Source organism: Pseudomonas sp. AU11447, assembly GCF_001672555.2.
Taxonomy (GTDB): domain Bacteria; phylum Pseudomonadota; class Gammaproteobacteria; order Pseudomonadales; family Pseudomonadaceae; genus Pseudomonas; species Pseudomonas nitroreducens.
The window spans coordinates 40,953-62,940 of record NZ_LZDG02000029.1; the positions used below are offsets into that span (position 1 = coordinate 40,953).

Annotated in this window: 21 protein-coding genes; all 21 read right to left on the bottom strand. The window is 69.0% G+C overall.

Annotated elements, in window-relative coordinates; translation table 11 throughout:
- Nucleotides 1–113 precede the first annotated feature (113 nt).
- The 21 genes from A6723_RS08425 to A6723_RS08525 all read right to left on the bottom strand — a co-directional run bounded on the left by A6723_RS08425 (nt 114) and on the right by A6723_RS08525 (nt 21,985).
- Nucleotides 114–497: a nuclear transport factor 2 family protein gene (locus A6723_RS08425; RefSeq protein ID WP_233297684.1), complete on the bottom strand. Its 384-nt coding sequence runs from the start codon at nt 495–497 to the stop codon at nt 114–116.
- Complete coding sequence (locus tag A6723_RS08430) at nt 497–1,699, bottom strand: acetyl-CoA C-acyltransferase (protein ID WP_054907144.1); 1,203 nt, start codon at nt 1,697–1,699, stop codon at nt 497–499. The genes A6723_RS08425 and A6723_RS08430 overlap by 1 nt, the downstream gene beginning before the upstream one ends.
- Before the next feature lie 145 nt (nt 1,700–1,844).
- Nucleotides 1,845–2,303 carry a MaoC family dehydratase gene (locus A6723_RS08435; protein WP_054907145.1) on the bottom strand — a complete coding sequence of 153 codons (459 nt, stop codon included), beginning with the start codon at nt 2,301–2,303 and terminating at the stop codon, nt 1,845–1,847.
- 1 nt (nt 2,304) lies between these two features.
- Nucleotides 2,305–3,087 (bottom strand): SDR family oxidoreductase, encoded by a 783-nt coding sequence (locus A6723_RS08440; RefSeq protein WP_054907146.1) that lies wholly within the window; start codon nt 3,085–3,087, stop codon nt 2,305–2,307.
- A gap of 12 nt (nt 3,088–3,099) precedes the next feature.
- Complete coding sequence (locus A6723_RS08445; protein WP_054907147.1) at nt 3,100–4,293, bottom strand: acyl-CoA dehydrogenase family protein; 1,194 nt, start codon at nt 4,291–4,293, stop codon at nt 3,100–3,102.
- Nucleotides 4,290–5,456 carry an acyl-CoA dehydrogenase family protein gene (locus A6723_RS08450; RefSeq protein ID WP_054907148.1) on the bottom strand — a complete coding sequence of 389 codons (1,167 nt, stop codon included), beginning with the start codon at nt 5,454–5,456 and terminating at the stop codon, nt 4,290–4,292. The genes A6723_RS08445 and A6723_RS08450 overlap by 4 nt, the downstream gene beginning before the upstream one ends.
- A 310-nt stretch (nt 5,457–5,766) precedes the next feature.
- Nucleotides 5,767–6,642, bottom strand: coding sequence for an SDR family oxidoreductase (locus A6723_RS08455; RefSeq protein ID WP_054907155.1), 876 nt, complete (start codon nt 6,640–6,642; stop codon nt 5,767–5,769).
- A 165-nt stretch (nt 6,643–6,807) separates the two neighbouring features.
- Entirely contained in the window at nt 6,808–7,956 is a 1,149-nt protein-coding gene (locus A6723_RS08460; protein WP_054907156.1) for an acetyl-CoA C-acetyltransferase, read from the bottom strand.
- A 10-nt stretch (nt 7,957–7,966) separates the two neighbouring features.
- Complete coding sequence (locus tag A6723_RS08465) at nt 7,967–9,028, bottom strand: acyl-CoA dehydrogenase family protein (RefSeq protein WP_054907157.1); 1,062 nt, start codon at nt 9,026–9,028, stop codon at nt 7,967–7,969.
- Nucleotides 9,029–9,039: 11 nt separating this feature from the next.
- On the bottom strand, nt 9,040–10,206 hold the full coding sequence (locus A6723_RS08470) for an acyl-CoA dehydrogenase (protein WP_054907158.1): 1,167 nt from the start codon (nt 10,204–10,206) through the stop codon (nt 9,040–9,042).
- A 16-nt stretch (nt 10,207–10,222) separates the two neighbouring features.
- Nucleotides 10,223–10,975, bottom strand: a complete 753-nt coding sequence (locus tag A6723_RS08475; RefSeq protein ID WP_054907159.1) for an enoyl-CoA hydratase family protein — start codon at nt 10,973–10,975, stop codon at nt 10,223–10,225.
- Nucleotides 10,956–12,056: a nitronate monooxygenase family protein gene (locus A6723_RS08480; protein ID WP_054907160.1), complete on the bottom strand. Its 1,101-nt coding sequence runs from the start codon at nt 12,054–12,056 to the stop codon at nt 10,956–10,958. Before A6723_RS08480 ends, A6723_RS08475 begins: the two co-directional genes overlap by 20 nt.
- Entirely contained in the window at nt 12,053–12,910 is an 858-nt protein-coding gene (locus tag A6723_RS08485) for an enoyl-CoA hydratase (RefSeq protein ID WP_054907161.1), read from the bottom strand. The genes A6723_RS08480 and A6723_RS08485 overlap by 4 nt, the downstream gene beginning before the upstream one ends.
- A complete protein-coding gene (locus A6723_RS08490) occupies nt 12,907–13,722 on the bottom strand; it encodes a CoA-transferase subunit beta (protein ID WP_054907162.1) in 816 nt (271 codons plus the stop codon). The genes A6723_RS08485 and A6723_RS08490 overlap by 4 nt, the downstream gene beginning before the upstream one ends.
- A 2-nt stretch (nt 13,723–13,724) precedes the next feature.
- Nucleotides 13,725–14,606, bottom strand: a complete 882-nt coding sequence (locus A6723_RS08495; RefSeq protein ID WP_054907163.1) for a CoA transferase subunit A — start codon at nt 14,604–14,606, stop codon at nt 13,725–13,727.
- Nucleotides 14,607–14,616: 10 nt separating this feature from the next.
- Entirely contained in the window at nt 14,617–15,513 is an 897-nt protein-coding gene (locus tag A6723_RS08500; protein WP_054907164.1) for a VOC family protein, read from the bottom strand.
- Between the two features lie 182 nt (nt 15,514–15,695).
- A complete protein-coding gene (locus A6723_RS08505) occupies nt 15,696–17,273 on the bottom strand; it encodes a FadD3 family acyl-CoA ligase (RefSeq protein WP_054907165.1) in 1,578 nt (525 codons plus the stop codon).
- A gap of 71 nt (nt 17,274–17,344) precedes the next feature.
- Complete coding sequence (locus A6723_RS08510) at nt 17,345–18,091, bottom strand: SDR family NAD(P)-dependent oxidoreductase (RefSeq protein WP_054907166.1); 747 nt, start codon at nt 18,089–18,091, stop codon at nt 17,345–17,347.
- Nucleotides 18,092–18,477: 386 nt separating this feature from the next.
- Nucleotides 18,478–19,554, bottom strand: coding sequence for a ferredoxin--NADP reductase (locus tag A6723_RS08515; protein WP_054907167.1), 1,077 nt, complete (start codon nt 19,552–19,554; stop codon nt 18,478–18,480).
- A 1-nt stretch (nt 19,555) separates the two neighbouring features.
- Complete coding sequence (locus A6723_RS08520) at nt 19,556–20,311, bottom strand: glucose 1-dehydrogenase (RefSeq protein WP_054907168.1); 756 nt, start codon at nt 20,309–20,311, stop codon at nt 19,556–19,558.
- 12 nt (nt 20,312–20,323) lie between these two features.
- A complete protein-coding gene (locus A6723_RS08525; RefSeq protein ID WP_054907169.1) occupies nt 20,324–21,985 on the bottom strand; it encodes an FAD-binding protein in 1,662 nt (553 codons plus the stop codon).
- Nucleotides 21,986–21,988 lie beyond the last annotated feature (3 nt).

Sequence of the window (21,988 nt, forward strand, 5' to 3'; positions counted from 1 at the left end):
GAGCGAGCTTGCTCGCGAACCCGGGCCCCGCAGCGGAGTCTGTTCGCGAGCAAGCTCGCTCCTACAAGTAGCCTCACCGCAGGGCGTATCACGCGCCGCGGTGTACGCCGGCTTCACTCCGGCCGCTGCTCCAGGTTGAGGTCCCCCCAATACGCCTTCATGCGGCGAATGAGGCCGTGCTCGTCGAACTCCATCACGTCGATCACATGCAGGCTGCACGGCGCGCCGTTCCAGTTCAGGTCGACGCGGAACGGCATGGCGCCGCAACCGTTGCCGGTGACCCGCACCGGCCCGGTGAGCTGGGCGCTGACTTCGGCGCGGCCGAGCCCCTCGCGGTAGAAGCGAGCGATGGCCTCGATCCCCACCTGAGGCTCGGCGCCCACCGGGTCCTCGACCACCGCGTCGTCAGCATAGAGCGCGAGGATGCCATCGATATCGCCGGCGTCCACCAGTTCCACGTAGCGCGCCATGCGCCGGCGGATCAGTTGGGCGTCCATCAGGCCACCTCGAACAGGGCAGCCGCGCCCATGCCGCCGCCGATGCACATGCTCACCACGACGTAACGCACGCCGCGACGACGCCCTTCCAGCAGCGCGTGGCCGGCCATGCGCGCGCCGGACATGCCGAACGGATGGCCGATGGCGATGGCACCGCCGTTGACGTTCAGGCGCTCATCGGGGATGCCCAGCTTGTCCTGGCAGAACAGCACCTGGCAGGCGAAGGCTTCGTTGAGCTCCCACAGACCGATGTCGTCCATCTTCAGGCCGTGGCGCTGGAGCAGCTTCGGGATCGCGAAGACCGGCCCGATACCCATCTCGTCGGCGTTGCAGCCGGCCACCGCCAGGCCCCGGTAGATGCCCAGCGGTTGCAGACCGCGGCGCTCTGCCTCGCGCGCTTCCATCAGCAGCGATGCCGAGGCGCCGTCGGAGAGTTGGGATGCGTTGCCGGCGGTGATGAACCGCCCCGCCTCGCTCCACTGGCCGCCCTGCCACACCGGTTCCAGCGCCGCGAGGCTGGCAAGCGTGGTATCGGCACGGTTGCATTCGTCGCGGTCGATCAGCACGGTTTCGTGGCGGCTTTCGCCACTGGCCTTATCCACCACCAGGCGCTGGGCGTGCAGGGGCAGGATTTCGTCGGCGAACAGGCCGTCGCGCTGCGCTGCCGCCGTGCGCTGCTGGCTGCGCAGCGAATACGCATCCTGGGCTTCGCGGCTGATGCCGTAGCGTGCAGCGACGATCTCGGCGGTCTCGATCATCGGGATGTAGGCCACCGGGTCGTGCGCAAGCACCGCCTGCGACTGGTTGCGGTAGGCGTTCTTGTGCTTGTTCTGCACCAGGGAAATGGACTCCAGGCCGCCGGCCACGGCGATATCCAGTTCATTGCAGGCGATGGACCTGGCGGCGATGGCGATGCTCATCAGGCCCGATGCACACTGGCGCTCCACGGCCATGCCGGCCACGCTCGACGGCAGGCCGCCGGCGATGGCGCAGAGGCGCCCGAGGTTGTAGGCCTGGGTGCCCTGCTGCGCGGCAGCGCCGATGATGACGTCCTCCACCTCGCCCGGCTCGACACCGGCGCGGCGCACCACTTCGGCCACCACCGCACCGCCCATGGCAGGCGCCTCGGTGTCGTTGAAGGCGCCACGGAAGGCCTTGCCGATGGCGGTGCGGGCGGTGGAGACGATGACGGCTTCTCTCATTGCGAATCCTCAGGTTTTTGTAAGGGAGCCCCGGGCGCGGGCGGCGGCTTTCGTAGGGCGAATAACGCGCCAGCGTTATCCGCCACACCGCAGCCGGCGGATAACCTGTTCCAGGTCATTCGCCCTACGCACGACGAAGAGCTCGTTAAGCGGGGTAGTAGCGGCTGATGGTGTCCACCACGCAGCCGGGGCGCTGTTCGCCCTCGATCTCGACGCTGACCCGCACGGTGGCCTGTACCGCGCCTTTTACCGCCTCGGCGGCGACCAGCTCGGCGCGGCCACGCACGCGGGCGCCGGCCTTGACCACGTTGGGAAAACGCACGCGGTCGCAGCCGTAGTTGACGCCCATGGCGATGCCACGCACCTCGACGATCTGCGGCAGGAACAGGTTGACCAGCGACAGCGTCAGGTAGCCGTGGGCGATGCAGGTGCCATAGGGGCCGCTGGCCGCGCGCACAGGGTCGACATGGATCCACTGGTGGTCGCCGGTGGCCTGCGCGAACTGGTCGATGCGCGACTGCTCGACGGTGAGCCAGTCACTCTCGCCAAGCACTTCGCCGATACAGGCCAGAAGTTCTTCCGGATGCTCGAAGACACGCGCCATGTCAGGCCCTCTGGCTGGAGACCGACAGTACTTCGCCGGTCATGTAGGAGCTGTAGTCGCTGGCCAGGAACATCATCACGTTGGCGATTTCCCAGACCTCGGCGGCGCGGCCGAAGGCTTCGGTGGACGCCAGTTTCTCCAGCAGTTCCTGGGGGGCGGACCTGCGCAGGAAATCGTGCAGGGCGATGCTCGGGCTCACGGCGTTGATGCGCACGCCGTGCTCCGCGGCCTCCAGCGCGACACAACGGGTCAGCGCCATCACCCCGGCCTTGGCCGCGGCGTAGTGGCTCTGTTCCTTCTGCGCGCGCCAGCCGAGCACCGAAGCGTTATTGACGATGGTGCCGGCGCGGCGCTCCAGCATGTGCGGCAGCATGGCGCGGGTCATGCGCATGGTGCCGGTGAGCGTGACGTCAAGGACGCGGTTCCACTCCTCGTCGGTCATTTCCACCAGCGTGCGCGAGCCGCCCAGCCCTGCGTTGTTGATCAGCACGTCGACACCGCCCAGGCGTTCCTCGGCGGCCGCCACCAGGGCGCGCACCTGCTCCTCGCTGGTGACGTTGCACACCTGCCCGTACACCGCCTGCAGCCCGCAGGCCTGGCGGATGCGCTCCACCGCCTCGTTCAGCCGGCCTTCGTGGATATCGCTGATCATCAGCGCGCGGCAGCCTTCCTCGGCAGCGCGCAGGGCGGCGGAAAAGCCGATGCCGGCGCCGGCGGCCGCGGTGATCAGCACCGACTTGCCGCGCAGCAGGCCGCGGCCGGATACGTATTCGGGTTTGAGCATGAGTGCGATCTCCTAGCGAGGCACCTTGGGTTCTCTGGGCAGGCCGAGCGCACGCTCGGCGATGAGGTTGCGCTGGATCTCGTTGCTGCCGCCGTAGATGGTGTCGGAGCGGCTGAACAGGAACAGGCCCTGCAAGCGGCTGAGCCGGTACGGCGAGCCGTCGAGGATTTCCGCCTCGGCGCCGAGCACGTCCATGGCCAGCTTGCCCAGCCGCGCGTGCCAGTCGGACCAACACAGCTTGTAGATCAGCGCCTCGGGCCGCAGGCCGCCGTCCTGCGTGCCGGAGAGCATGCGCAGCGAGTTGTAGCGCAGCACCTTGAGCCCGCCCCAGGCCTCGGCCAGGCGCTGGCGCAGCAGCGGATCGCGGGCAGCGCCATTGGCGCGGGCAATGCGGATGATCTCGTCCAGCTCGTTGTGGAACTGCATCTGCTGGCCAAGGGTGGACACCCCACGCTCGAAGCCCAGCAGCGCCATGGCGATCTTCCAGCCATCCCCCGGTGCGCCGAGCAGGTTCTCGGCGGCAGTTTCGGCGTCGTCGAAGAACACCTCGTTGAACTCCGACGTGCCGGTGAGCTGCTCGATCGGCCGCACGCTGATGCCCGGCTGGTGCATCGGCACCAGCAGGAAACAAAGGCCGTGGTGGCCGACGCTACCCACCTCGCTGCGGGCGATGACGAAGCACCAGTCGGATTCGTGGGCCAGCGAGGTCCAGACCTTCTGCCCGTTGATCCGCCACACGCCACGCTCGGCGTCGAACGTGGCACGGGTCTTGACCGCCGCAAGGTCGGAGCCGGCGCCCGGCTCGGAATAGCCCTGGCACCAGAACTCCCGACCGCTGACGATGCCCGGCAGCAGCCGGCGTTTCTGTTCGTCATTGCCGAAGGCAGCGATGGTCGGCCCGGCCAGCCCTTCGCCGATGTGGCCCATGCGACCGGGGCCGCCGGCGCGGGCGTATTCCTCGTGGAAGATCACCTGCTGGTTGATCGACAGACCGCGCCCGCCGTGCTCCCTGGCCCAGCCTACGCAGGTCCAGCCGCCCTCGGCGAGTTTGCGCTCCCAGGCCTTGCGCTCCTCCGGGAAGCTGTGTTCGTCACCGGGGCCGCCGCGAAAACGCAGCGGCGCGAACTCGCCGCGCAGGTTGTCCGCCAGCCACTGCGCGACTTCGTCGCGAAAGGCTTCGTCGGCGGCGTCGAATCCGATCTTCATGGGCATTCCTCCAGGATCGCGGCAGCGATGCGCTCGCGGTGCCAGGCGGGCGTGCCGAACAGGCCCTCGCCGGCGCGGGCGCGCTTGAAGTACAGGTGCGGGTCGTACTCCCAGGTGAAGCCGACGCCGCCATGCAGCTGGATCGACTCGGCGGCGCAGTGGAAGAAGGCTTCCGAGGCGTGGGACTTGGCCACGGCAGCGGCCAGCGGCAGCTCGGCGGCGAGGGCCGAGTCGCCCTCGGCGTCCAGCGCTTCCTGGGCCACGCACGCGGCGTAGTAGAGCGCTGAGCGTGCGCATTCGACCTTCACCATCATGTCCGCCATGCGGTGCTTGAGCGCCTGGAAACTGCCCACCGGGCGGCCGAACTGCTGGCGTTCGCGGGTGTAGGCGACGGTGAGGTCGAGCGCCTGCTGGGCGCCGCCGACCTGCTCGGCGGCCAGCGTGATGGCAGCCAGTTGCAGGACGGTTTGCAGCTTCGGCCAGGCGCTGCCGGCTACGCCGAGCAATGCGTCAGCGGGGAGATAGAGATTGTCCAATTCGATTTCGGCGAGCGGGCGAGTCTGGTCCAGCGTGGCCAGGGCGCGACGCTGCAAACCGCTGCTGATCGCAGGAACGGCGAACAGGCAAATGCCCTCTTCGCCCCGGCTGCCGGCCAGCCGCGCGGGGATCAGCAGCAGGTCGGCGCTGTGGCCATCGAGCGCCGGGCGCAGGCGGCCATCCAGCACGAAGCCCTCGCCCTCCTTGCGCGCCCGGACCTGAACCGCGCCGACGTCCGGCACACCTTCAGCGCCCAGCGCCAGGGTGGCACTCAGGCTGCCCTCGGCCAATGCCGGCAACCATCGCGCCTGTTGCGCCTCGCCACCCAGCAGGCGCAGGGCGCAGATGGCGATGGCGCTGGCGAGGAACGGCAACGACGCCAGGCGACGGCCCAGCTGCTCCTGGACGATGGCCAGCTCGACGAAGCCCAGCCCCAGGCCGCCGTGGGCCTCGGGCACCAGCAACGCCTGCCAGCCGAGTTCATCGCGAATCCGCTGCCAGAGCATGGCGTCGTGCCCGCCCGCGGCCATCGCCGCGCGCACGGCGCTGGTAGGTGAAGCATCGGCGAGGAAGCTTTCCGCGCTATCGCGAATCATCAGCTGCTCGTCGGTGAAGGCGAATTCCATGGAAGGCGGCCCTGTGGTGTCGGATGGGCGCAGTCTGGCGGGAGATGCCCGGGCGGGAATCGTCCGAATGGACGTGGGGCAACGTACTGAAGTGGGCCAGACAATGCAGGAGCGAGCTTGCTCGCGAACCCGGCCCCGCAGCGGGGATTGGTTCGCGAGCAAGCTCGCTCCTACGAAGAGCAGGAGCAGATCCCTACAACGCGCTAGGCCCCGCAGCGGCAAGTGGTTCGCGAACAAGCTCGCTCCTGCAAACAGCAGCGGAAGATGAGTGGAGCAAAGCGAAGCCCATCCCACAAAGCGGGGATGCGTGTCAGCTGCCGTAGACCTTCTGCGCCGGTACGGCCTGGTCGATCAGCTCGTTGACCACACCGCCGACTTCCGCCGGCAACCAGCGCTCGCCCTTGTCGCGTTCCGGGCCGCGGCGCCAACCGTCGCCGAGGGAGAGCTTGCCGCCTTCCACCTCGAACAGGCGGCCGCTGACGTGCTGGGAGTCCTCAGACACCAGCCAGGCCACCAGCGGCGCGACGTTCTCCGGGGCGAAGTAGTCGAAGCCATCGTCGGGTTTCTTCATCACCTCGGCGAACACCTGCTCGGTCATGCCTGTCCGGGCGGCCGGGGCCAGGGCGTTGGCGGTAATGCCGTAGCGCGCCAGTTCCGCGGCCTGCACCAGCGTGAGGGAAGCGATGCCGCCCTTGGCCGCCGAGTAGTTGGACTGGCCGATGGAGCCCTGCAGCCCGGCGCCGGAACTGGTGTTGATGATCCGCGCGCGCACCGTCACGCCTGCCTTGGCCTGGTCGCGCCAGTGGTGCACGGCGTGGCTGGCGATGCAGAAGTGGCCCTTGAGGTGCACGTTCATCACCGCGTCCCAGTCGGCCTCGGTGAGGCTGGCGAACATGCGGTCGCGGCAGATGCCGGCATTGTTGACCACCGCGTGCAGGTCCCCGAAGGCGGCGATGGCGGCGCGAACGATCTCGCCGGCCTCGTGGTAGTCGGTGATGTCGTGGCAGTCGCCGATGGCCTGGCCGCCCTGGTCACGGATCAGCGCGACAACGCCGGCCACGGCTTCGCGGTTGATGTCGTTGACCACCACTTTCGCGCCCTCTGCCGCCAGGGCCAGGGCGTAGGCGCGGCCAAGGCCGCCGCCTGCGCCGGTGATGATGACGACGCGGTCTTTGCAGATGGACATGGGGTTCTCCAAGCGGTTGCGCTAGTACGCGCAGAACAAATCTTCGGGGCGTAGCGAGCGACGGCCAGGCAAGGCGGAATGCGGGGCGGGAAGCGGAGTTGGCTGCAGCCAATGAGCATTCACGACCCGCATTCCAACGCCGCATGGCCTAGCGCAGCCGCCCCATCACAGTCTCTCGATGATGGTCACGTTGGCCTGCCCACCGCCTTCACACATGGTCTGCAGGCCGTAGCGGCCGCCAGTGCGCTCCAGCTCATGCAGCAGCGTGGTCATCAGCCGCGCACCGGTGGCGCCCAGCGGGTGACCGAGGGCGATGGCGCCGCCGTTGACGTTGGTGCGCTCGTGGGGGTAGCCGGTTTCCTGCAGCCAGGCCATGACCACCGAGGCGAAGGCTTCGTTGATCTCCACCCGGTCGATGTCGTCCAGGCGCATGCCGGCCTTTTTCAGTGCGTAGGCGGTGGCGGGTATCGGCGCGGTGAGCATCCACACCGGGTCGTCTGCGCGCACGCTGAGGTGGTGAATGCGCGCCCGCGGCGTCAGGTTGTAGCGCTTGAGCGCTCGCTCGGAGACGATCAGCAGCGCGCTGGCGGCGTCGCAGGTCTGGCTGGAAACGCCGGCCGTGACGCGGTCACAACCGAACAGGGTTTCCAGCTCGGCCATCTTCGCCAGGCTGGTCTGGCGCGGCGTCTCGTCGTGCGCAACCCCGGCCATGGGAACGATCTCGCGGGCAAAGCGCCCCGCTTCGATGGCGCGCAGGGCGCGGCGATGGGACTCCAGCGAATAGGCTTCCAGCGCCTCCCGGCTGATGTCCCACTTCTCGGCGATCATCTGCGCGGAACGGAACTGGCTCGGCGGCGTGGCGCCATAGCGCCTGACCCAGCCTTCCGAGCCGCTGAACGGATCGCTGAAGCCCAGCGGCTCGGCGGCAGTCATGGCCGAGGAAATCGGGATCTGCGTCATGGTCTGCACGCCGCCGGCGATCACCACGTCCTGGGTGCCGCTCATCACCGCCTGCGCGGCGAAGTGCACGGCCTGCTGCGAGGAGCCGCACTGGCGGTCCACGGTGGTGCCGGGCACGCCCTGGTCCAGGCCGGCGGCCAGCCAGCAGGTGCGGGCGATGTCGCCGGCCAGCGGGCCGATGGTATCGACGCAGCCGAAGATGACGTCGTCGTAGTCCGCGTCGGGGATGCCGTTGCGCTGCACCAGCTCGCGCAGCACGTGGGCGCCCAGGTCGGCGGCATGGATCTGCGCCAGGCCGCCCTTGCGCTTGCCGGTGGGCGTGCGCAGGGCGTCGACGATGTAGGCTTCTGCCATTTCGATCTCCTCAGACCGCGAAGGTGTGGCCGGCGCCGGCGCTGATCGCCCCGCCGAACAGTGCCTGGCACAACCGCGCCTTGTGCAGGCTGCGGTCGCCCCAGACCTTGTCCAGGGCCCAGGCGCGCTTCATGTAGAGCTGCAGGTCGACTTCCCAGGTGTAACCCATGGCGCCGTGTACCTGGATGGCGTTCTTCGCCGCCAGCTGTGCGGCTTCCGAGCACGCCAGGCGCGCCTGGGAAACGTGCAGCGCCGCCTGCGGGTGACCCTCGGCGAGGGACTGCGCCGCGCGGTACAGCGGCGCCTTGGCGAACTCGATGAGTACCGCCACATCGGCCATCAGGTGCTTGACCGCCTGGAAGCTGCCGATGGGTTTGCCGAACTGCTTGCGCTCGAAGCTGTAGTCCACCGCCAGGTCGACCATGCGCCGGGCCAGACCCAGTTGCTGCGCGGCGCACGCCAGCGCGCCGCGCTCGAAGGCCGCCGCCCACAAGCTGCGAGCCTGCTCGCCACTGGCCACACGAGTGGCGGCGCTGGGCGTCCAGGCAACGCTGAACAGGCGGCGCGCCGGGTCGAGCGCCTGGCTGCGGGTCAGCTGCACGGCCTCGCGCGGGACGGCGTGGATGTCGTCGTGGTGACCGAGGATCAGCAGGTCGGCGACGTGGGCGTCGGCTACCAGCAGGTTGTCCGGATGGCCGACCGCGAGCCGCGCCTGGCCAGCGGCGATGCGCCCCAGCCAGTCGGCTTTCAGTGCCTCGTGCTCGTCACCGAGCGCGGCCAGCAAAGGCGCGCCCACCAGCACGCTGTCGAGCAGCGGTTCGGCCAGCGCGGCGTAGCCGCACTCCTGCGCCGGCAGCACCCAGTCGGTTTCGTCCAGGCCCAGGCCGCCATAGGCTTCGGGCAGGTTCAGGGCGGTCAGGCCGAGTTCGGCGAGCTGCGCCCAGAGTTCGTCGCTGCGCCCGGTCTCGCTGCCCCAGAGTTCACGCTGGCGCTCCGGGGTCACCTGGTTGGTGAGGAAGGCGCGCACGCTGTCGTGGAAGCTCAGCTGGTCGTCGTTGAAAGTGAAGTCCATGTCCCGGCTCCTCAGGCGCGCGGCATGCCGAGCATGCGTTCGGCGATGATGTTGCGCTGGATTTCGTTGGTGCCGGCGTAGATCGGGCCGGCCAGGGAGAACAGGAAACCGTCCAGCCAACGCCCGACCTCACCGGCCAGCGGCTCGCCGGGCAGCAGTTCGGCGCGGGCGCCGAGGATGCTCAGGGCGGTGTCGTGCATGCGCTGGTCCAGCTCCGACCAGAAGATCTTGTTGGTCGAGGATTCCGGGCCGATGCGGCCGCCCTGCTGCAGGCGCGAGGCGGTCATGTAGGTGCTCAGGGTGTAGGCCTCGGCGTCGAGCCAGGCACGCATCACCGCCTCGCCGATGGCCGGATCGCGGTCGGCCACCTCGCGGTTGTCCAGGTACAGCTGCAGCAGGCGCCGCGCGGTTTCCTGGAAGCGCGCCGGGGAGCGCAGCATCAGCCCACGCTCGAAGCCGGCGGTGGACATCGCCACATGCCAGCCCTGCCCTTCGCCGCCGAGGACGTTCTCCACCGGCACCTTGACGTCATCGAAGAAGATTTCCGCGAAGCCCGGCAAGCCGTCGAGCTGGGCGATCGGGCGCACGGTGATGCCCGGCGAGTCCAGCGGCACCAGGATGAAGGTCAGCCCATGGTGGCGGCTGGAGGCCGGGTCGGTGCGGAACATGCCGAACAGCCAGTCGGCCCAGACCGCGCGGGTCGACCAGGTCTTCTGGCCATTGATCACGTAGTGGTCGCCCACGCGCTCGGCCCGCGAACGGATCGCCGCCATGTCGGAGCCTGCGCCCGGTTCGGACCAGCCCTGGGCCCAGACGTCCTGCCCGCGCGCCATGCGCGGCAGGAAGCGGGCCTTCTGCTCCTCGGTGCCGAACTCCATCAGCGTCGGGCCGAGCAGGAAGATGCCGTTCTGGTTGACCCGGCCGGGAGCGCCGGCGCGGTAGTACTCTTCCTCGAAGATCAGCCACTGGATCAGGTCGCAACCGCGGCCGCCATACTCCTGCGGCCAGGTCACCATGCCCCAGTGGCCGTCGTGCAGGCGCGCTTCCCACTCGCGGTGCAGGCGGAAGCCCTCCTCGGTGTCGTACGAGGGCAAGGGTTTCTGCGGCACATTGGCCGCCAGCCAGGCGCGCGCTTCCTCGCGGAAGGCCTGTTGTTCGTTGTTGTAGTTCAGGTCCATGGGCTGCTGCCTGTGATCAGTTGAATTGCGCTTCGCGCTTCTCGACGAAGGAGTCGCGCGCTTCCTGGGAGTCCAGCGAGCGGTAGGCCTCGAGGGTGAAGCCCTGCTCCCAGCGGTACTTGTCTTCGAGGTTGCCGTCCTCGATGCCGGTCAGCGCCTCCTTGGCCAGGGCGATCATCGCCGGGCTCTTGGCGGCGATCCTGCGGGCCACGTCCAGCGCCGCGTCGCGCAGCTGCTCGCGCGGCACCACGCGCTCCACCGCGCCCAGCCGATAGGCCTCGAAGGCATCGATGGGCTCGCCGGTGAAGTACATGTGGCGCACCTTCTGCACCGGGAACAGCCGCTGCAGGTGCGCGCCGCCGCCCATGGCGCCGCGGTCCACCTCGGGCACGCCGAAAGTCGCGCACTCGCTGGCGACGACGATGTCCGCCGCGCCGCACAGGCCGATACCGCCACCCAGGACGAAGCCATGCACGGCGGCGATCACCGGCTTGGGATTGCGGTGCACAGCCTTGAAGCTGTCGTAGTTGCCCTTGTTCACCGCGACGATCAGGTTGCCGTCGGCGGCCAGTTCCTTGATGTCGACGCCGGCGCAGAAGCCCCGGCCCTCGGCGCGGATGACGATGACCCGCACCGCGTCATCGCGGCCCAGGCGTTCCAGCTCGGCGGCGATGGCGGCCCAGCCGGCGCAGTCGAAGGCGTTCACCGGCGGCCGGTCGAACACCAGCTCGGCGATGTGCTCGTGGATCTCAACGCGAAACGGCGGCATGGCGGTTCTCCTGTGACGGCTGCGGTTCTACCCGGCGGGCCAGCTCGGCGAGGCGGGCTTCGGCCTGGGTGACGATGTTCTGGATGATCTCGGCGCACGGCAGGCGGCAACCGAGCAGCGCGGCGACCTGCCCGGCCGGAAGCACGCCATCTTCGGGCTGGCCGTCGACCATGGCCTTCTGGATCACCATCGGTGCGTTGGCCGCCAGCAGCGCCTGGGAAAGCGTCAGCTCGCCACGGTTGCGCAGGGCCTGGAGCATCTGCGCCAGGCTGATGCCGGAGTGGCGGCGGTAGGCCAGCGCGCACTGCACGGCCAGGCCCAGGCGGCGCCAGGGGCCGGCCGCTTCCAGGGCATCGAGCAGTTCGTTGCGGATCATCCGTTGCGGCAGGCCGTCCAGCGCGCGGCTGACGATCACCTGCGCCGGGTCCTTCACGCCCAGGTAGCGCGCCAGGGTGGCGTCCGGTACCGGGCTTTCGCGGCTCATCAGGAAGCGCGTGCCCATGGCCACGCCCTCGGCGCCCAGGGCCAGCGCAGCCACCAGGCCGGCGCCGTCATGGAAGCCGCCTGCCGCGACGACCGGCACCTGCACCGCTTCGCGCACCTGCGCCAGCAGCAGCGAGGTCGGCACTGCGCCGGTGTGGCCGCCGCCCTCGCCGCCCTGCACGGTGACGATGTCGGCGCCCATCTCCACGGCCTTCTGCGCGTGCTTGAGCGCACCGACGGTGGGCATGCAGATCACCCCGGCTTCCTTCAGCCGGGCGATCATCTGCTTGCCCGGCGAGCGGCTGTAGCTCACCGCTTTCACCCCGTGGCGCAGCACCAGCTCGACGATCTCGCCAGCGTTGGGCTGATACATATGGAAGTTCACGCCGAACGGCGCCGTCGTCAGCGAGCGGGTCTCCAGGATCGCCGCCTCCATCCGCTGCGGCTCGATGGTCGCCCCGGCGAGGAAGCCGAAGCCGCCGGCATTGCCGGTGGCCGCCACCAGGCGCGGGTCGGCCACCCAGCCCATGGCGGTCTGGATGATCGGGTAGCGGCAACCGAGCAGTTGGCTGACGCGGGTGCCCAGGTCCGCACTCATCGGCCGCCCTCCACCGGCTCGCGCTGCGAGCTGGCCATGGCGCGGGCATCGTAGCCGCCCAGGCGGTCGCCGCTGACCAGCTCGTTGTGGGCGTGGGCGAAGTGGTGCAGGCCGAACACCATGTCCATGGTGGCGCGCTTGCCCATCAGGTCCTCGGCGTTGTTCACCGCCTGCTTGGCCAACTGCAGCCCGAGGCGCGGCATCTCGGCGACGCGCCGGGCCATGTCCAGGGTCACGTCCAGCAGCACATCGCGCGGCACCACCTTGTTGACCATGCCCAACTGCCAGGCACGCTCGGCGCCCAGGCGCTCGCCGAGGAAGAGGAACTCCTTGGCGATGCGCGGATTGAGTTCATGCACGTGGGCGAAGTACTCGACGCCGGGAATGCCCATGCGCACCACCGGGTCGCGGAAGTAGGCATCGTCGCTGGCGACGATCAGGTCGCAGACCCACGCCAGCATCAGCCCGCCGGCGATGCAGGCACCCTGCACCATGGCCACGGTCGGCTTGGGCATCTCGCGCCAGCGCCGGCACATGCCCAGGTAGACCTCCTGCTCGCGGGCATAGAGGAACTCGCCGCCGGGCTTGTTCACGTGGTCGTACCACAGGCTGGCGCGGTCGAAGCTCTGGTTGACGTCGCGCCCCGGCGTGCCGATGTCGTGGCCGGCGGAGAAGTGCTTGCCCTCGCCGCGCAGGACGATGACCTTGACCGCATCGTCGTCGCAGGCACGGCGAAAGGCCGCGTCCAGCGCGTAGGTCATCTTCGAGTTCTGCGCGTTGTGGAACTCCGGGCGGTTCATGCTGACCAGGGCCACCGGGCCCTGGACTTCGTAGAGGACGACCTCTTCGCTCATGACCGCACTCCTTCGGCGCTGCGCACGACCGGCGGATTGTCCTTGAGCTGGCGGCTACGCAGGTTGTGCGGGTCCAGGCGCTGGAGGATTTCCAGTTGCGCCGTCGTGGGCAGCGCGGTGGTCGGGATCTGCGCCGGCAGCGCCAGGTCGAAGCTGGTGTTGTCCAGCACCTGCGCCAGCTCCACGCCCGGATGCAGCGAGCGCACGCGCATCTGTCGCTGCGGGCCGCCGAAGTCGAGCACGCAGAGGTCGGTGACGATCAGGCGGATGTCGATGTCGTCCAGCGACCAGCCACGGGCCAGGCGCGCCGGGTTGTAGCCGACCGAGGCAACCATGTCGACCTCGCCTTCGACGAACACCCGGCGGCTGTGCGCCGGCACGAAGAAGGAGTTGGCGTGGCTGATGGAGTTGCCGGGGAAGCCGCGCACGCCGAGCATCTGTGCCTTGGGCCTGGCGTAGTCGCCGATGCAGGAGATGTTCGCCTGGCCGAAGCGGTCGATCTGGGTCGGCCCGACCAGCGCATGGCGGCGGCCGCCCCAGACGTTGTCGAAGATGCGCGAGAAGCCCATCCAGCTGTCGAACTTCGGCACGTAGCCGTTGCGCGCGCCCAGCGGCACCGGCTCGGCGACCATGAAGGCCTCGGAATCGGTCATCAGCAGGTCCGGGTTGCTGCTCAGCATGGCCAGGGAAGCGGCCAGGCGCGGGACCACGCCGATGCCGGTGGCGAGCACTTCGCCGTCGTCGCGCCAGCACTCGCTGGCGGCGCAGATCAGCAGCTCGGCGAGGCTGCAGGAAGCGGTTGCGTCAGTCATGGTCAGAACACCGGTAGGGGCAGCTTGCGGAGTGCGTCGAGCCCGCCGACCTTGTCCAGGTAGGCGGCTTCGCCGTCGCGGATGAATTCGTCGTAGTAGCGCTGCCAGCCGCCCTCTTCCTGGGCCGAGGCGTTGTAGCGCTGGAAGTGCGGCACGTCGAAGCCGTACAGCGGTGCGCAGGAACTGGGGTGCGCGCCGCCGGGGACATGCACCACGCCATCGGTGAGGTTGCGCTCCCAGAACACCTGGCGCGCCGCCTGCGGGTTGGCGTGGAAGTGCGCGGAATCCACCAGCTCGTCGCAACTGACGAAGGTCTGCTTCGCGGCACGCACGAACAGGTCGTCCATGTAGTGGTCCGGCCCTTCGATCTGGCAGACGCCACGGGCATCGGCGCGGTCGACATGGACCAGCGCCGCGTCCAGCTCCAGCGCCGGCATGGCGACCCAGTCGCGGCCGTCGGCGTAGGGCGAGGCCACCAGCCTGATCTGCGGGTTGTGCCTGAGCACATCGGTACCCAGGCCCACGGCGGTGGGCAGGAACGGCACGTTCATCGCCGCTGCGCGCAGGCTCAGCAGCAGCATGCCTTCGTCGATCTCCATCACTTCCAGCTCGCCGGCCTGGCGGGCCTTGCGGAAGTAGGGTTCGAGCGGAATGAAATCCAGCGAGACGAAGGCGAATACCAGCTTCCTGACCTTGCCGGCAGCGCAGAGCATGCCGACGTCAGCGCCGCCATAGGCGACGACGGTGAGGTCCTTGAGCCCGGAACGGAGGATTTCGCGGATCAGCGCCATGGGCTTGCGGCGCGGGCCCCAGCCGCCGATGCCAATGGTCATGCCGTCGCGCAGCCGGGCGACCGCCTCGCTGGCCGTCATGCATTTGTCCATGTTGCGCTCCTTACTGGCGGCCGACGCTGAAGTCGTGGCCCCAATGGCTGACCACGGTGCTTTCGAACGGCGTGTGCGCCGCCCAGTCCACTTCCAGCCCGCCATGGCCGTACTCGATGTCGAAGCCGCCGGGGCTCTGCATGTAGAACGACACCATCTGGTCGTTGGTGTGCTTGCCCAGGGTCGCCGAGAGCTTCACGCCGCTGGCGTGCACGCGATCCAGCGCGCGGCCGACGTCGTCGAGGGCGGCGGTTTCCAGCATCAGGTGCACGCAGCCGCTGGGGATCGGGCACTCGAAGATCGCCAGGGAGTGGTGACGGGCGTTGTTGCAGTGGAGGAAGTGGATGCGCTTCTCCGGCTCCTGCGGGTCAGGGGTGAAGCGCACCTTCATCAGGTCGGAGAGGCCGAAGCCCATCACCTGCTCGTAGAAGTCGCGGCAGCGCTCGAAGGCCGGCGCCGGCAGCACCACGTGGCCCATGCCCATGGCGCCGGTGACGAAACCGCTGACGCCCGCCGGCGAGACGAACGGGCGGAAGTCCTGGCACGGCCCCCAGAACAGTTCATGGCGATTGCCGTCCGGATCGCGGAACAGCGCCAGCTCCTGGACCTTGCGCAGCGCGCAGTCGGCAGCGCTGCCACGGGCCACCTCGACATCCGCCTGGGCCAGCTCGGCGACGGCCTGCTCGAAGGCGGCCTTGCCGGCCACTTCCCAGCCGCTGGCGCCGTAGCCGTCGCGCTCGTCACGCAGCACCAGCAGGCGGTAATGGCGCTCGTCCATCTTCAGGTACAGCGCGCCCTCGGGAGCGGCGGCGTCCACCATCATGCCCAGCACGTCGCTGGCGTAGCTGCGCCAGCGCTCCAGGTCGCTGGCCAGGACGGTCACGTAGCCCAGTCCGCGGATATCCATGGTGTTCTCCTCATCGTCATCGCCGATGCGTCGTGCGGATCGGCTGGTGATGAGGATTCAAACAGCGCGGGCGGTGGCCAACATCGTCCAATGGGACTAGCGCAAAAAGCCCCTCGCGCGTGGCTCGCGGCAGAATGCAGGACGGCCCGCAAGCGGGCCGTCGATATCCGGGAACAAGCGGTTCAGGCGTGCTGCGCAGCCAACTCCCGCAACGCTGCCTTGGTCACCTTGCCGGCGGCATTGAGCGGCAGTGCATCGAGCAGCATGGCCCGGCGCGGCGCCTTGTAGTTGGCCATGCGCTCGCGGCACCAGGCGAGGAAGGCGTCCAGGTCGATCGCCTGGCCGGAGGCCGGCAACAGGAACGCCATGGCCACCTCCCCCAGGCGCTCGTCGGGGATGCCGATCACCGCGGCCTGGGCCACGCCGGGGTAGCCGAGGATGGTCTGCTCGACCTCCGCCGGGTACACGTTGAAGCCGCCGTTGATGAACATGTCCTTGAGCCGATCGGTGATGCGCAGGTAGCCGCGCTCATCGAGCACGCCGACGTCGCCGGTGTGCAGCCAGCCGTCGCGGTCGATTGCCTCGGCGGTCGCTTCGGGATTGTTGAAGTAGCCGCGCATCAGGTTGTAGCCACGCACCACCACTTCGCCCGGCTCGCCGCTGGCCACGCTGCAGCCCTGGCTGTCGACGCAGCGCACCTCGACGTTGGGGAAGGCCCGGCCGCTGGTGGTGGCGATGGTCTCGGCGTCGTCGCCGGGGCGGCAGATGGTGACGAAGCCGCAGGTTTCAGTGAGGCCGTAGGCCGTGACGATGGTCTCGAAGCCCAGCTCGCTGCGCATGCGCCGGACCATCTCAACCGGCACCGAGGCGGCGCCGGTAACGGCCACCCGCAGCGAGGACAGGTCGAACTCGCCACGGCGCGGATGGGCCAGCAGCGATTGGTACAGCGTCGGCGGGCCGGGTAGCACCGTCACCCGTTCGGCGGCCACGCGCTCCAGCAGCAGGGGAACATCGAACACCGCTTGCGGCAGGATGCAGCACCCGCGCATCAGTGCCGCCAGCCAGCCGGCCTTGTAGCCGAAGCTGTGGAAGAACGGATTGACGATGAGGTAGCGGTCACCTTCGCGCAGGCCGACCATTTCGCTCCAGTCGCGCACCAGTTGCAGGTTCTGCCCGTGGGCGGTCATCACGCCCTTGGGCTTGCCGGTGGTGCCGGAGGTGAACAGCAGGTCGCACAGGTCGTCAGCGTGAATCGCTGCCTGCCGCTGCTCCAGGGCGCTGTCGTCGACGTCATCGGCCAGCGCGAGGAAGGCTGGCCAGTCCAGCGCGCGCTCCCGAGAGCCACGCAGGATCACGCGTTGGCGCAGCGCCGGTAGCTCCTCGTCGTCCAGCAACGCCGGGAAGTCGATGCCGAGGAACTCGCTCATCACGAACAACAGGTTGGCACCGCTTTCGCGCAGCACCAGGGCAGCTTCGGCGCCCTTCATCCGGGTGTTCAGCGGCACCAGCACGGCGCCGACGCTTTGCAGCGCCGTCGCCGCGACTATCCATTCCCAGACATTCGGCGCCCACACCGCCACCCGTTCGCCATGGCCGACACCCAGTGCCAGAAGCGCCCGCGCGGCGCGGCGGCGTGCGTCGTCGAGCTGGCGGTAGCTCAGGCGGACGTCGCCGTCCTCGATGGCCGGCAGGCCAGCATAGGTGCACGCCGTGGCGGCAAGCAGCTGGGGAATGGTCAGGGCGGACGGCGGGCAGTTCATGGCGGGCAGCTCAGGACGAACGGGAATCGAGAGTGGGCCGGCACCGGGCCGGCCCGCTGGCATGGCCGGGCTCAGGCCTGGGGCGGCGCGAAACGGCGGCCCGCGGAGAAGCCGCCGTCGACGGCAATCATCTGCCCGCTGACGAAGGACGCGTCGTCGGAAGCCAGGAACAGCGCCACCTTGGCCACCTCCTCCGGCTGCCCGGCGCGGCACAGCATGTGCTGCGAGGCGAAGAAGGCGTGGAAGGCTTCCTGCTCGCGGACCATTTGCGTCATCGGGGTTTCGATCAGCCCCGGGCAGAGGCCGTTGACCCGCACGTTGGCGTGGCCGTAGTCGATGGCCATGGAGCGGGTCAGCTGGTTGATGCCGCCCTTGGCCACGTTGTAGGCAGTGTTGCCATCGCAGCCCTGCAGACCGAAGATCGAGCCGATGTTGATGATCGAGCCGCTGCGCTGCTCGACCATCTGCGCCACCGCGTGCTTGCTGGTGTACATGGTGCCGGTGAGGTTGATGTCCAGCACACGCTGCCACTCGCTGGTGGGCGACGCGGTAACGCTGCCCTGGCTGGCGACGCCCGCGGCGTTGACCAGTACATCGAGGCGACCATGGCGCGAGACGACTTCACCCATCACCTGCTGTACGTTGTTCTCGTCGCGCACGTCCAGGGCCATGAACAGGCCGGGGAAGTCCGCCGGCGCCTGGCCCACGTCCAGGCCGACGACCTGGGCGCCCTCCTCGGCGAAACAACGGGCGCAGGCCAGCCCGATACCCGATGCCGCACCCGTGATCACGGCGATCTTGCCTTGCAGTCGATTCATTCGCACACCTCTGCTTGTTGTTGTCGGTTTGCTCTGCGCCGCAGACTAGCGAGCCGGCGGCGGCGGCAAATCGTCCATTGGGACTAGCCGCTGCGCAAGCCCCGTTTTTCCTAGGAGCGAGCAGACCGCACAGGCTGGAACGGGTCATCCGTCGGCACCCACACGGAGAAGAACGCTGGCGCCCACACGAGATTCAGCCAGTACCGTTTTTTGTAGGAGCGAGCTTGCTCGCGAACCCCGCACACACCGGGACAGGCGGCAGAGTGCGTTCGCGAGCCAGCTCGCTCCTGCAGGAAGAAAAAAAGCCCGGCAGAGCCGGGCGAAAAAGGGGGCAGGCACCGCCCCTCACTCGAGAGCAATCTTTCGGTTCGGCCTTCTATCCGGCCTCAATCGGGGAAGCGCACGCGCACCTCGCGGCTGCCCGCCCGGCCCTGGCAAGCCAGGGTCCAGCCTTCGGCCAGCTCAGCGGCGCTGAGCACATCGTTGCGCGGCAGCAGCACCTCGCCCTGCTCCACCCGGCACATGCAGGCACCGCAGAAGCCCTCCTCGCAGGACGCCGGTGGCGCCAGCCCGGCACGGCGGCAGCTTTCCAGCAGGGTTTCACCGGCGGCGCAGGCAATCTCGTGCTCGGCGCCGTCGAGGCTGACGGTCAGCCGCTCCACCTGCAGACCCGCGGTAGCGAGCCGGGCCTGCTCGTCGGCGGCTTCCAGCTCGTCCGGATCGGGCGGCGAGACGAAGCGTTCGACGTGAACCCGCGCCGACGGCACACCCGCCGCCAGCAGACCGTTCTCCACGGTATCCATGAACGGGCCGGGACCGCAGATAAAGCACTCGGCATCCTCCCAGCCACGTAGCAGATGACGTAGATCGCTGGCGGCGAGAAAGCCCTGCACGCTGTCCAGCACATGGATCACCTGCAGGCGCTCGCCATGCTCGCGCAGCAGGCTGCGCAACGCCTCGCGGAAGATCACCGAATCGGCATCACGGTTGGCGTACACCAGGCGGATGCGGCAATCGCGGCTGGCCAGTGCCTCGCGCAGGATGGAAAACACCGGCGTGATGCCCGAGCCGCCACCGAACAGCAGCAGGTCACGCTGCTCCGCGCCCAGGTGGAAGTGTCCCGCAGGCGGCAGCACCTCCAGGCAATCGCCGGGGCGAACGCTGTCGTTCATCCAGTTCGATACACGCCCGCCTTCGACGCGCTTGATCGTGACCCGCAGCGCCGAGTCGAGCCCCGGCGCGCTGGACATGGAGTAGCAACGCAGCAGGCGCTTGCCCGCCACGCTGACGCGGAAGCCGAGGAACTGCCCGGCCTGGTAGGCGAAGCGCTCGGCCAGTTGCGCCGGTACGCGCAGCACCAGCGAGCGCGCATCGGCGGTTTCCTCGATGACCTCGGCCACCTCCAGCTGGAAGCTGCCGGCGGCGCACGATGCCTGGGGCGCCAGGGGCTGCGCGCTACCCATCTTAGATACCGCTGATCAGCTGGGCGTTGTCCACGCGGATTTCGGCGCCATTGATGAAGCGCGACTCGTCCGAAGCGAGGAACAGCACCACGTTGGCGATATCCTGCGGCGCGCACATACGGTTCATCGGGTCGGCGTCCAGCGCCTCCTGCGGAATCGGCTGGCCGCCGGCCAGGGCCTGTGTCATCGGCGTGTTGACGCCGTCCGGGTGCACGCTGTTGCAGCGGATGCGGTAGCCCTGCTGCTTACAGTGCAGGGCGATGGAACGGGTCATCGCTGCCACCGCGCCCTTGGATGCCGAGTAGGCGCAGAACGCCGGCATGCCGCCCAGCGCCGCCACCGAGGACATGTTGACGATGGAACCGCCGCCGCTCTCCTTCATGGCCGCGATGGCGTACTTGCAACCGAGGAAATAACCCTCGCCGTTGATGGTCTGCACTTTGCGCCACAGCTCCAGGCTGGTGTCCTCGATGCTGCCCAGGGCGAGGATCGCGGCGTTGTTGACCAGCACGTCGAGGCGGCCGAAACGCTCCAGGGTGGTCTTCACCACAGTCTGCCAGTCGCTCTCGCTGGCGATGTCGTGACGGATGAACAGCGCGTCGCCGCCGATCTGCTCGGCCAGCGCGCGGCCGGCCTCCTCGTTGAGGTCGGTGAGGACCACGCGGGCGCCCTCGCCGGCCAGCAGCAGCGCGTCCTCGCGGCCGATGCCGCTGGCGGCGCCGGTGACGATGCAGACCTTGCCTTGTACTCGATTCATGCTTGTTTTCCTTCAGGCGGTTTCGGGGATGACGGCTGCCGCGCGGGACGCCGCGTGGACGGCGGCGCGGCGGCCGGAATACACGCAGTCGGCGATGGACAGGCCGGATACGTAGAGGTTGGAAGCAACACCCACCGCGTTGCGGCCGGCGCTGTACAGCCCCGGAATTGCTGCACCGGCAGGGTCCAGCACGCGACCGCTGCGCTCGCAGACGCGCAGCCCGCCGAGGGTGATGGCTGGACAGGGGAAGAGCGTGCTGTCGAAGGACAGGTCCAGGGCGTACCAGGGGCCGTCGTCCATATCGGCAAGCATCGCCGCAGACTTGCCGAAGGCGTCGGTGTGTTCACCCCGCGCGGCGCGGCTGTACTCCTCCAGCGTGTGCTTCAGGTTCTGCGCCGGCACGCCGATGGCGCGGGCCAGCGCTTCGGGTGTGTCGCCCCGGCGGCGGTTGAACAGCAGGTTGAGCAGCACCGGCAGGCGCTGGAACGACCAGACCTTGCCCGGCCCGACCTGGCGCAGCGACTCCCTGAGCAGCGCACGGTCGAGGATCAGGATGGCGCGGCCGCCCTGCTCTTCCACCATGGCGTGGCCGAGGGTGGCGCCATAGACCTCTTCGTTGCAGTAGCGCTCGCCCCGTGCATTGACGATCACGCCACGGGCCCAGGCCAGCGGCGGATTGATGAAGCGCCAGGCGCTGACCTTGTCCAGGCGTTGCGTCGCGGCACCGGCGCCGAGCCCCAGGCGGATGCCGCTGCCATCGCAGCCCGGCGTCCCCAGCGGCAGACCGGCCAGGTACTGCGGCGCATGCTCGGCGAGCATCTCGCGGTTGAAAATGAAACCGCCGGCACTGAGCAGCACGCCCTTGCGCGCGCGGATCAGCAGCGGCCGCGCATGACGCGCCTCGATGCGGCGCAGGGCAGCGATCAATCGCTCGGCCAGCGGCGGTGCATAGGGGTGCAGGCCGGTGGCCAGGCGGCTCAGCCAGGCATGTCGGCGCGCGGCGAAGCTGCCCGGCGGCAGGCGCCAGGCCTCGACGCCGACCACCGCACCGCTGGCGTCCTGCACCAGCCGACGTACTTCGCACTGGCGGTAGAGCTGCACACCTTTCTCCCGCGCCGCAGCACGCAAGGCCGCGAACAGCGCAGCGCCGGACATGCCGCGGCCCTTGGTGCGGTGCCCGCGCGGCGCCGGTTGCGCCAGGCTGGCGTAGGCCGGCACGGCTTCATTGCCCGAGTAATAGAGGTAGAAACGGTCGCTGGGATAGGACGTCTTCTGCGGTGGCACGCTGGCTTCGAAGCGTGCGCCCTGGCGCTCCAGCCAGGCGAGCTGGTCGACACTGCGCTCGCAGAAGTCCCGCAGCGTCGCACTCTGTACGGCGTCCGCCACCTCGCCCTGCAGATAGCGGAACATCGCCTCGGCGTCGTCGGCGTATCCGGCCTGGCGCTGGTAGGGCGTGCCGCCACCGGCATAGACCACCCCGCCACTGCGCGCGGTGGCGCCGCCGCCGGCGAAGCGGTCCAGGGCCAGCACTTCAAGGCCGCGTTCGCGCGCCTCCAGGGCTGCACAGGCGCCGGCGCCGCCGAAGCCGACCACCAGCAGGTCGGTCTCGGCGTGCCAGGCCAGGCGCTCGCCTGCTTCCAGGCGCAGCGGGGCGATCGGCAGTGTGCCGGTCATGGC

What these genes read in the sequence shown, in the direction of transcription:
- A6723_RS08425 (WP_233297684.1), bottom strand. Translation starts at nt 497, where the DNA reads ATGGACGCCCAACTGATCCGCCGGCGCATGGCGCGCTACGTGGAACTG.
- A6723_RS08430 (WP_054907144.1), bottom strand. Translation starts at nt 1,699, where the DNA reads ATGAGAGAAGCCGTCATCGTCTCCACCGCCCGCACCGCCATCGGCAAG.
- A6723_RS08435 (WP_054907145.1), bottom strand. Translation starts at nt 2,303, where the DNA reads ATGGCGCGTGTCTTCGAGCATCCGGAAGAACTTCTGGCCTGTATCGGC.
- A6723_RS08440 (WP_054907146.1), bottom strand. Translation starts at nt 3,087, where the DNA reads ATGCTCAAACCCGAATACGTATCCGGCCGCGGCCTGCTGCGCGGCAAG.
- A6723_RS08445 (WP_054907147.1), bottom strand. Translation starts at nt 4,293, where the DNA reads ATGAAGATCGGATTCGACGCCGCCGACGAAGCCTTTCGCGACGAAGTC.
- A6723_RS08450 (WP_054907148.1), bottom strand. Translation starts at nt 5,456, where the DNA reads ATGGAATTCGCCTTCACCGACGAGCAGCTGATGATTCGCGATAGCGCG.
- A6723_RS08455 (WP_054907155.1), bottom strand. Translation starts at nt 6,642, where the DNA reads ATGTCCATCTGCAAAGACCGCGTCGTCATCATCACCGGCGCAGGCGGC.
- A6723_RS08460 (WP_054907156.1), bottom strand. Translation starts at nt 7,956, where the DNA reads ATGGCAGAAGCCTACATCGTCGACGCCCTGCGCACGCCCACCGGCAAG.
- A6723_RS08465 (WP_054907157.1), bottom strand. Translation starts at nt 9,028, where the DNA reads ATGGACTTCACTTTCAACGACGACCAGCTGAGCTTCCACGACAGCGTG.
- A6723_RS08470 (WP_054907158.1), bottom strand. Translation starts at nt 10,206, where the DNA reads ATGGACCTGAACTACAACAACGAACAACAGGCCTTCCGCGAGGAAGCG.
- A6723_RS08475 (WP_054907159.1), bottom strand. Translation starts at nt 10,975, where the DNA reads ATGCCGCCGTTTCGCGTTGAGATCCACGAGCACATCGCCGAGCTGGTG.
- A6723_RS08480 (WP_054907160.1), bottom strand. Translation starts at nt 12,056, where the DNA reads ATGAGTGCGGACCTGGGCACCCGCGTCAGCCAACTGCTCGGTTGCCGC.
- A6723_RS08485 (WP_054907161.1), bottom strand. Translation starts at nt 12,910, where the DNA reads ATGAGCGAAGAGGTCGTCCTCTACGAAGTCCAGGGCCCGGTGGCCCTG.
- A6723_RS08490 (WP_054907162.1), bottom strand. Translation starts at nt 13,722, where the DNA reads ATGACTGACGCAACCGCTTCCTGCAGCCTCGCCGAGCTGCTGATCTGC.
- A6723_RS08495 (WP_054907163.1), bottom strand. Translation starts at nt 14,606, where the DNA reads ATGGACAAATGCATGACGGCCAGCGAGGCGGTCGCCCGGCTGCGCGAC.
- A6723_RS08500 (WP_054907164.1), bottom strand. Translation starts at nt 15,513, where the DNA reads ATGGATATCCGCGGACTGGGCTACGTGACCGTCCTGGCCAGCGACCTG.
- A6723_RS08505 (WP_054907165.1), bottom strand. Translation starts at nt 17,273, where the DNA reads ATGAACTGCCCGCCGTCCGCCCTGACCATTCCCCAGCTGCTTGCCGCC.
- A6723_RS08510 (WP_054907166.1), bottom strand. Translation starts at nt 18,091, where the DNA reads ATGAATCGACTGCAAGGCAAGATCGCCGTGATCACGGGTGCGGCATCG.
- A6723_RS08515 (WP_054907167.1), bottom strand. Translation starts at nt 19,554, where the DNA reads ATGGGTAGCGCGCAGCCCCTGGCGCCCCAGGCATCGTGCGCCGCCGGC.
- A6723_RS08520 (WP_054907168.1), bottom strand. Translation starts at nt 20,311, where the DNA reads ATGAATCGAGTACAAGGCAAGGTCTGCATCGTCACCGGCGCCGCCAGC.
- A6723_RS08525 (WP_054907169.1), bottom strand. Translation starts at nt 21,985, where the DNA reads ATGACCGGCACACTGCCGATCGCCCCGCTGCGCCTGGAAGCAGGCGAG.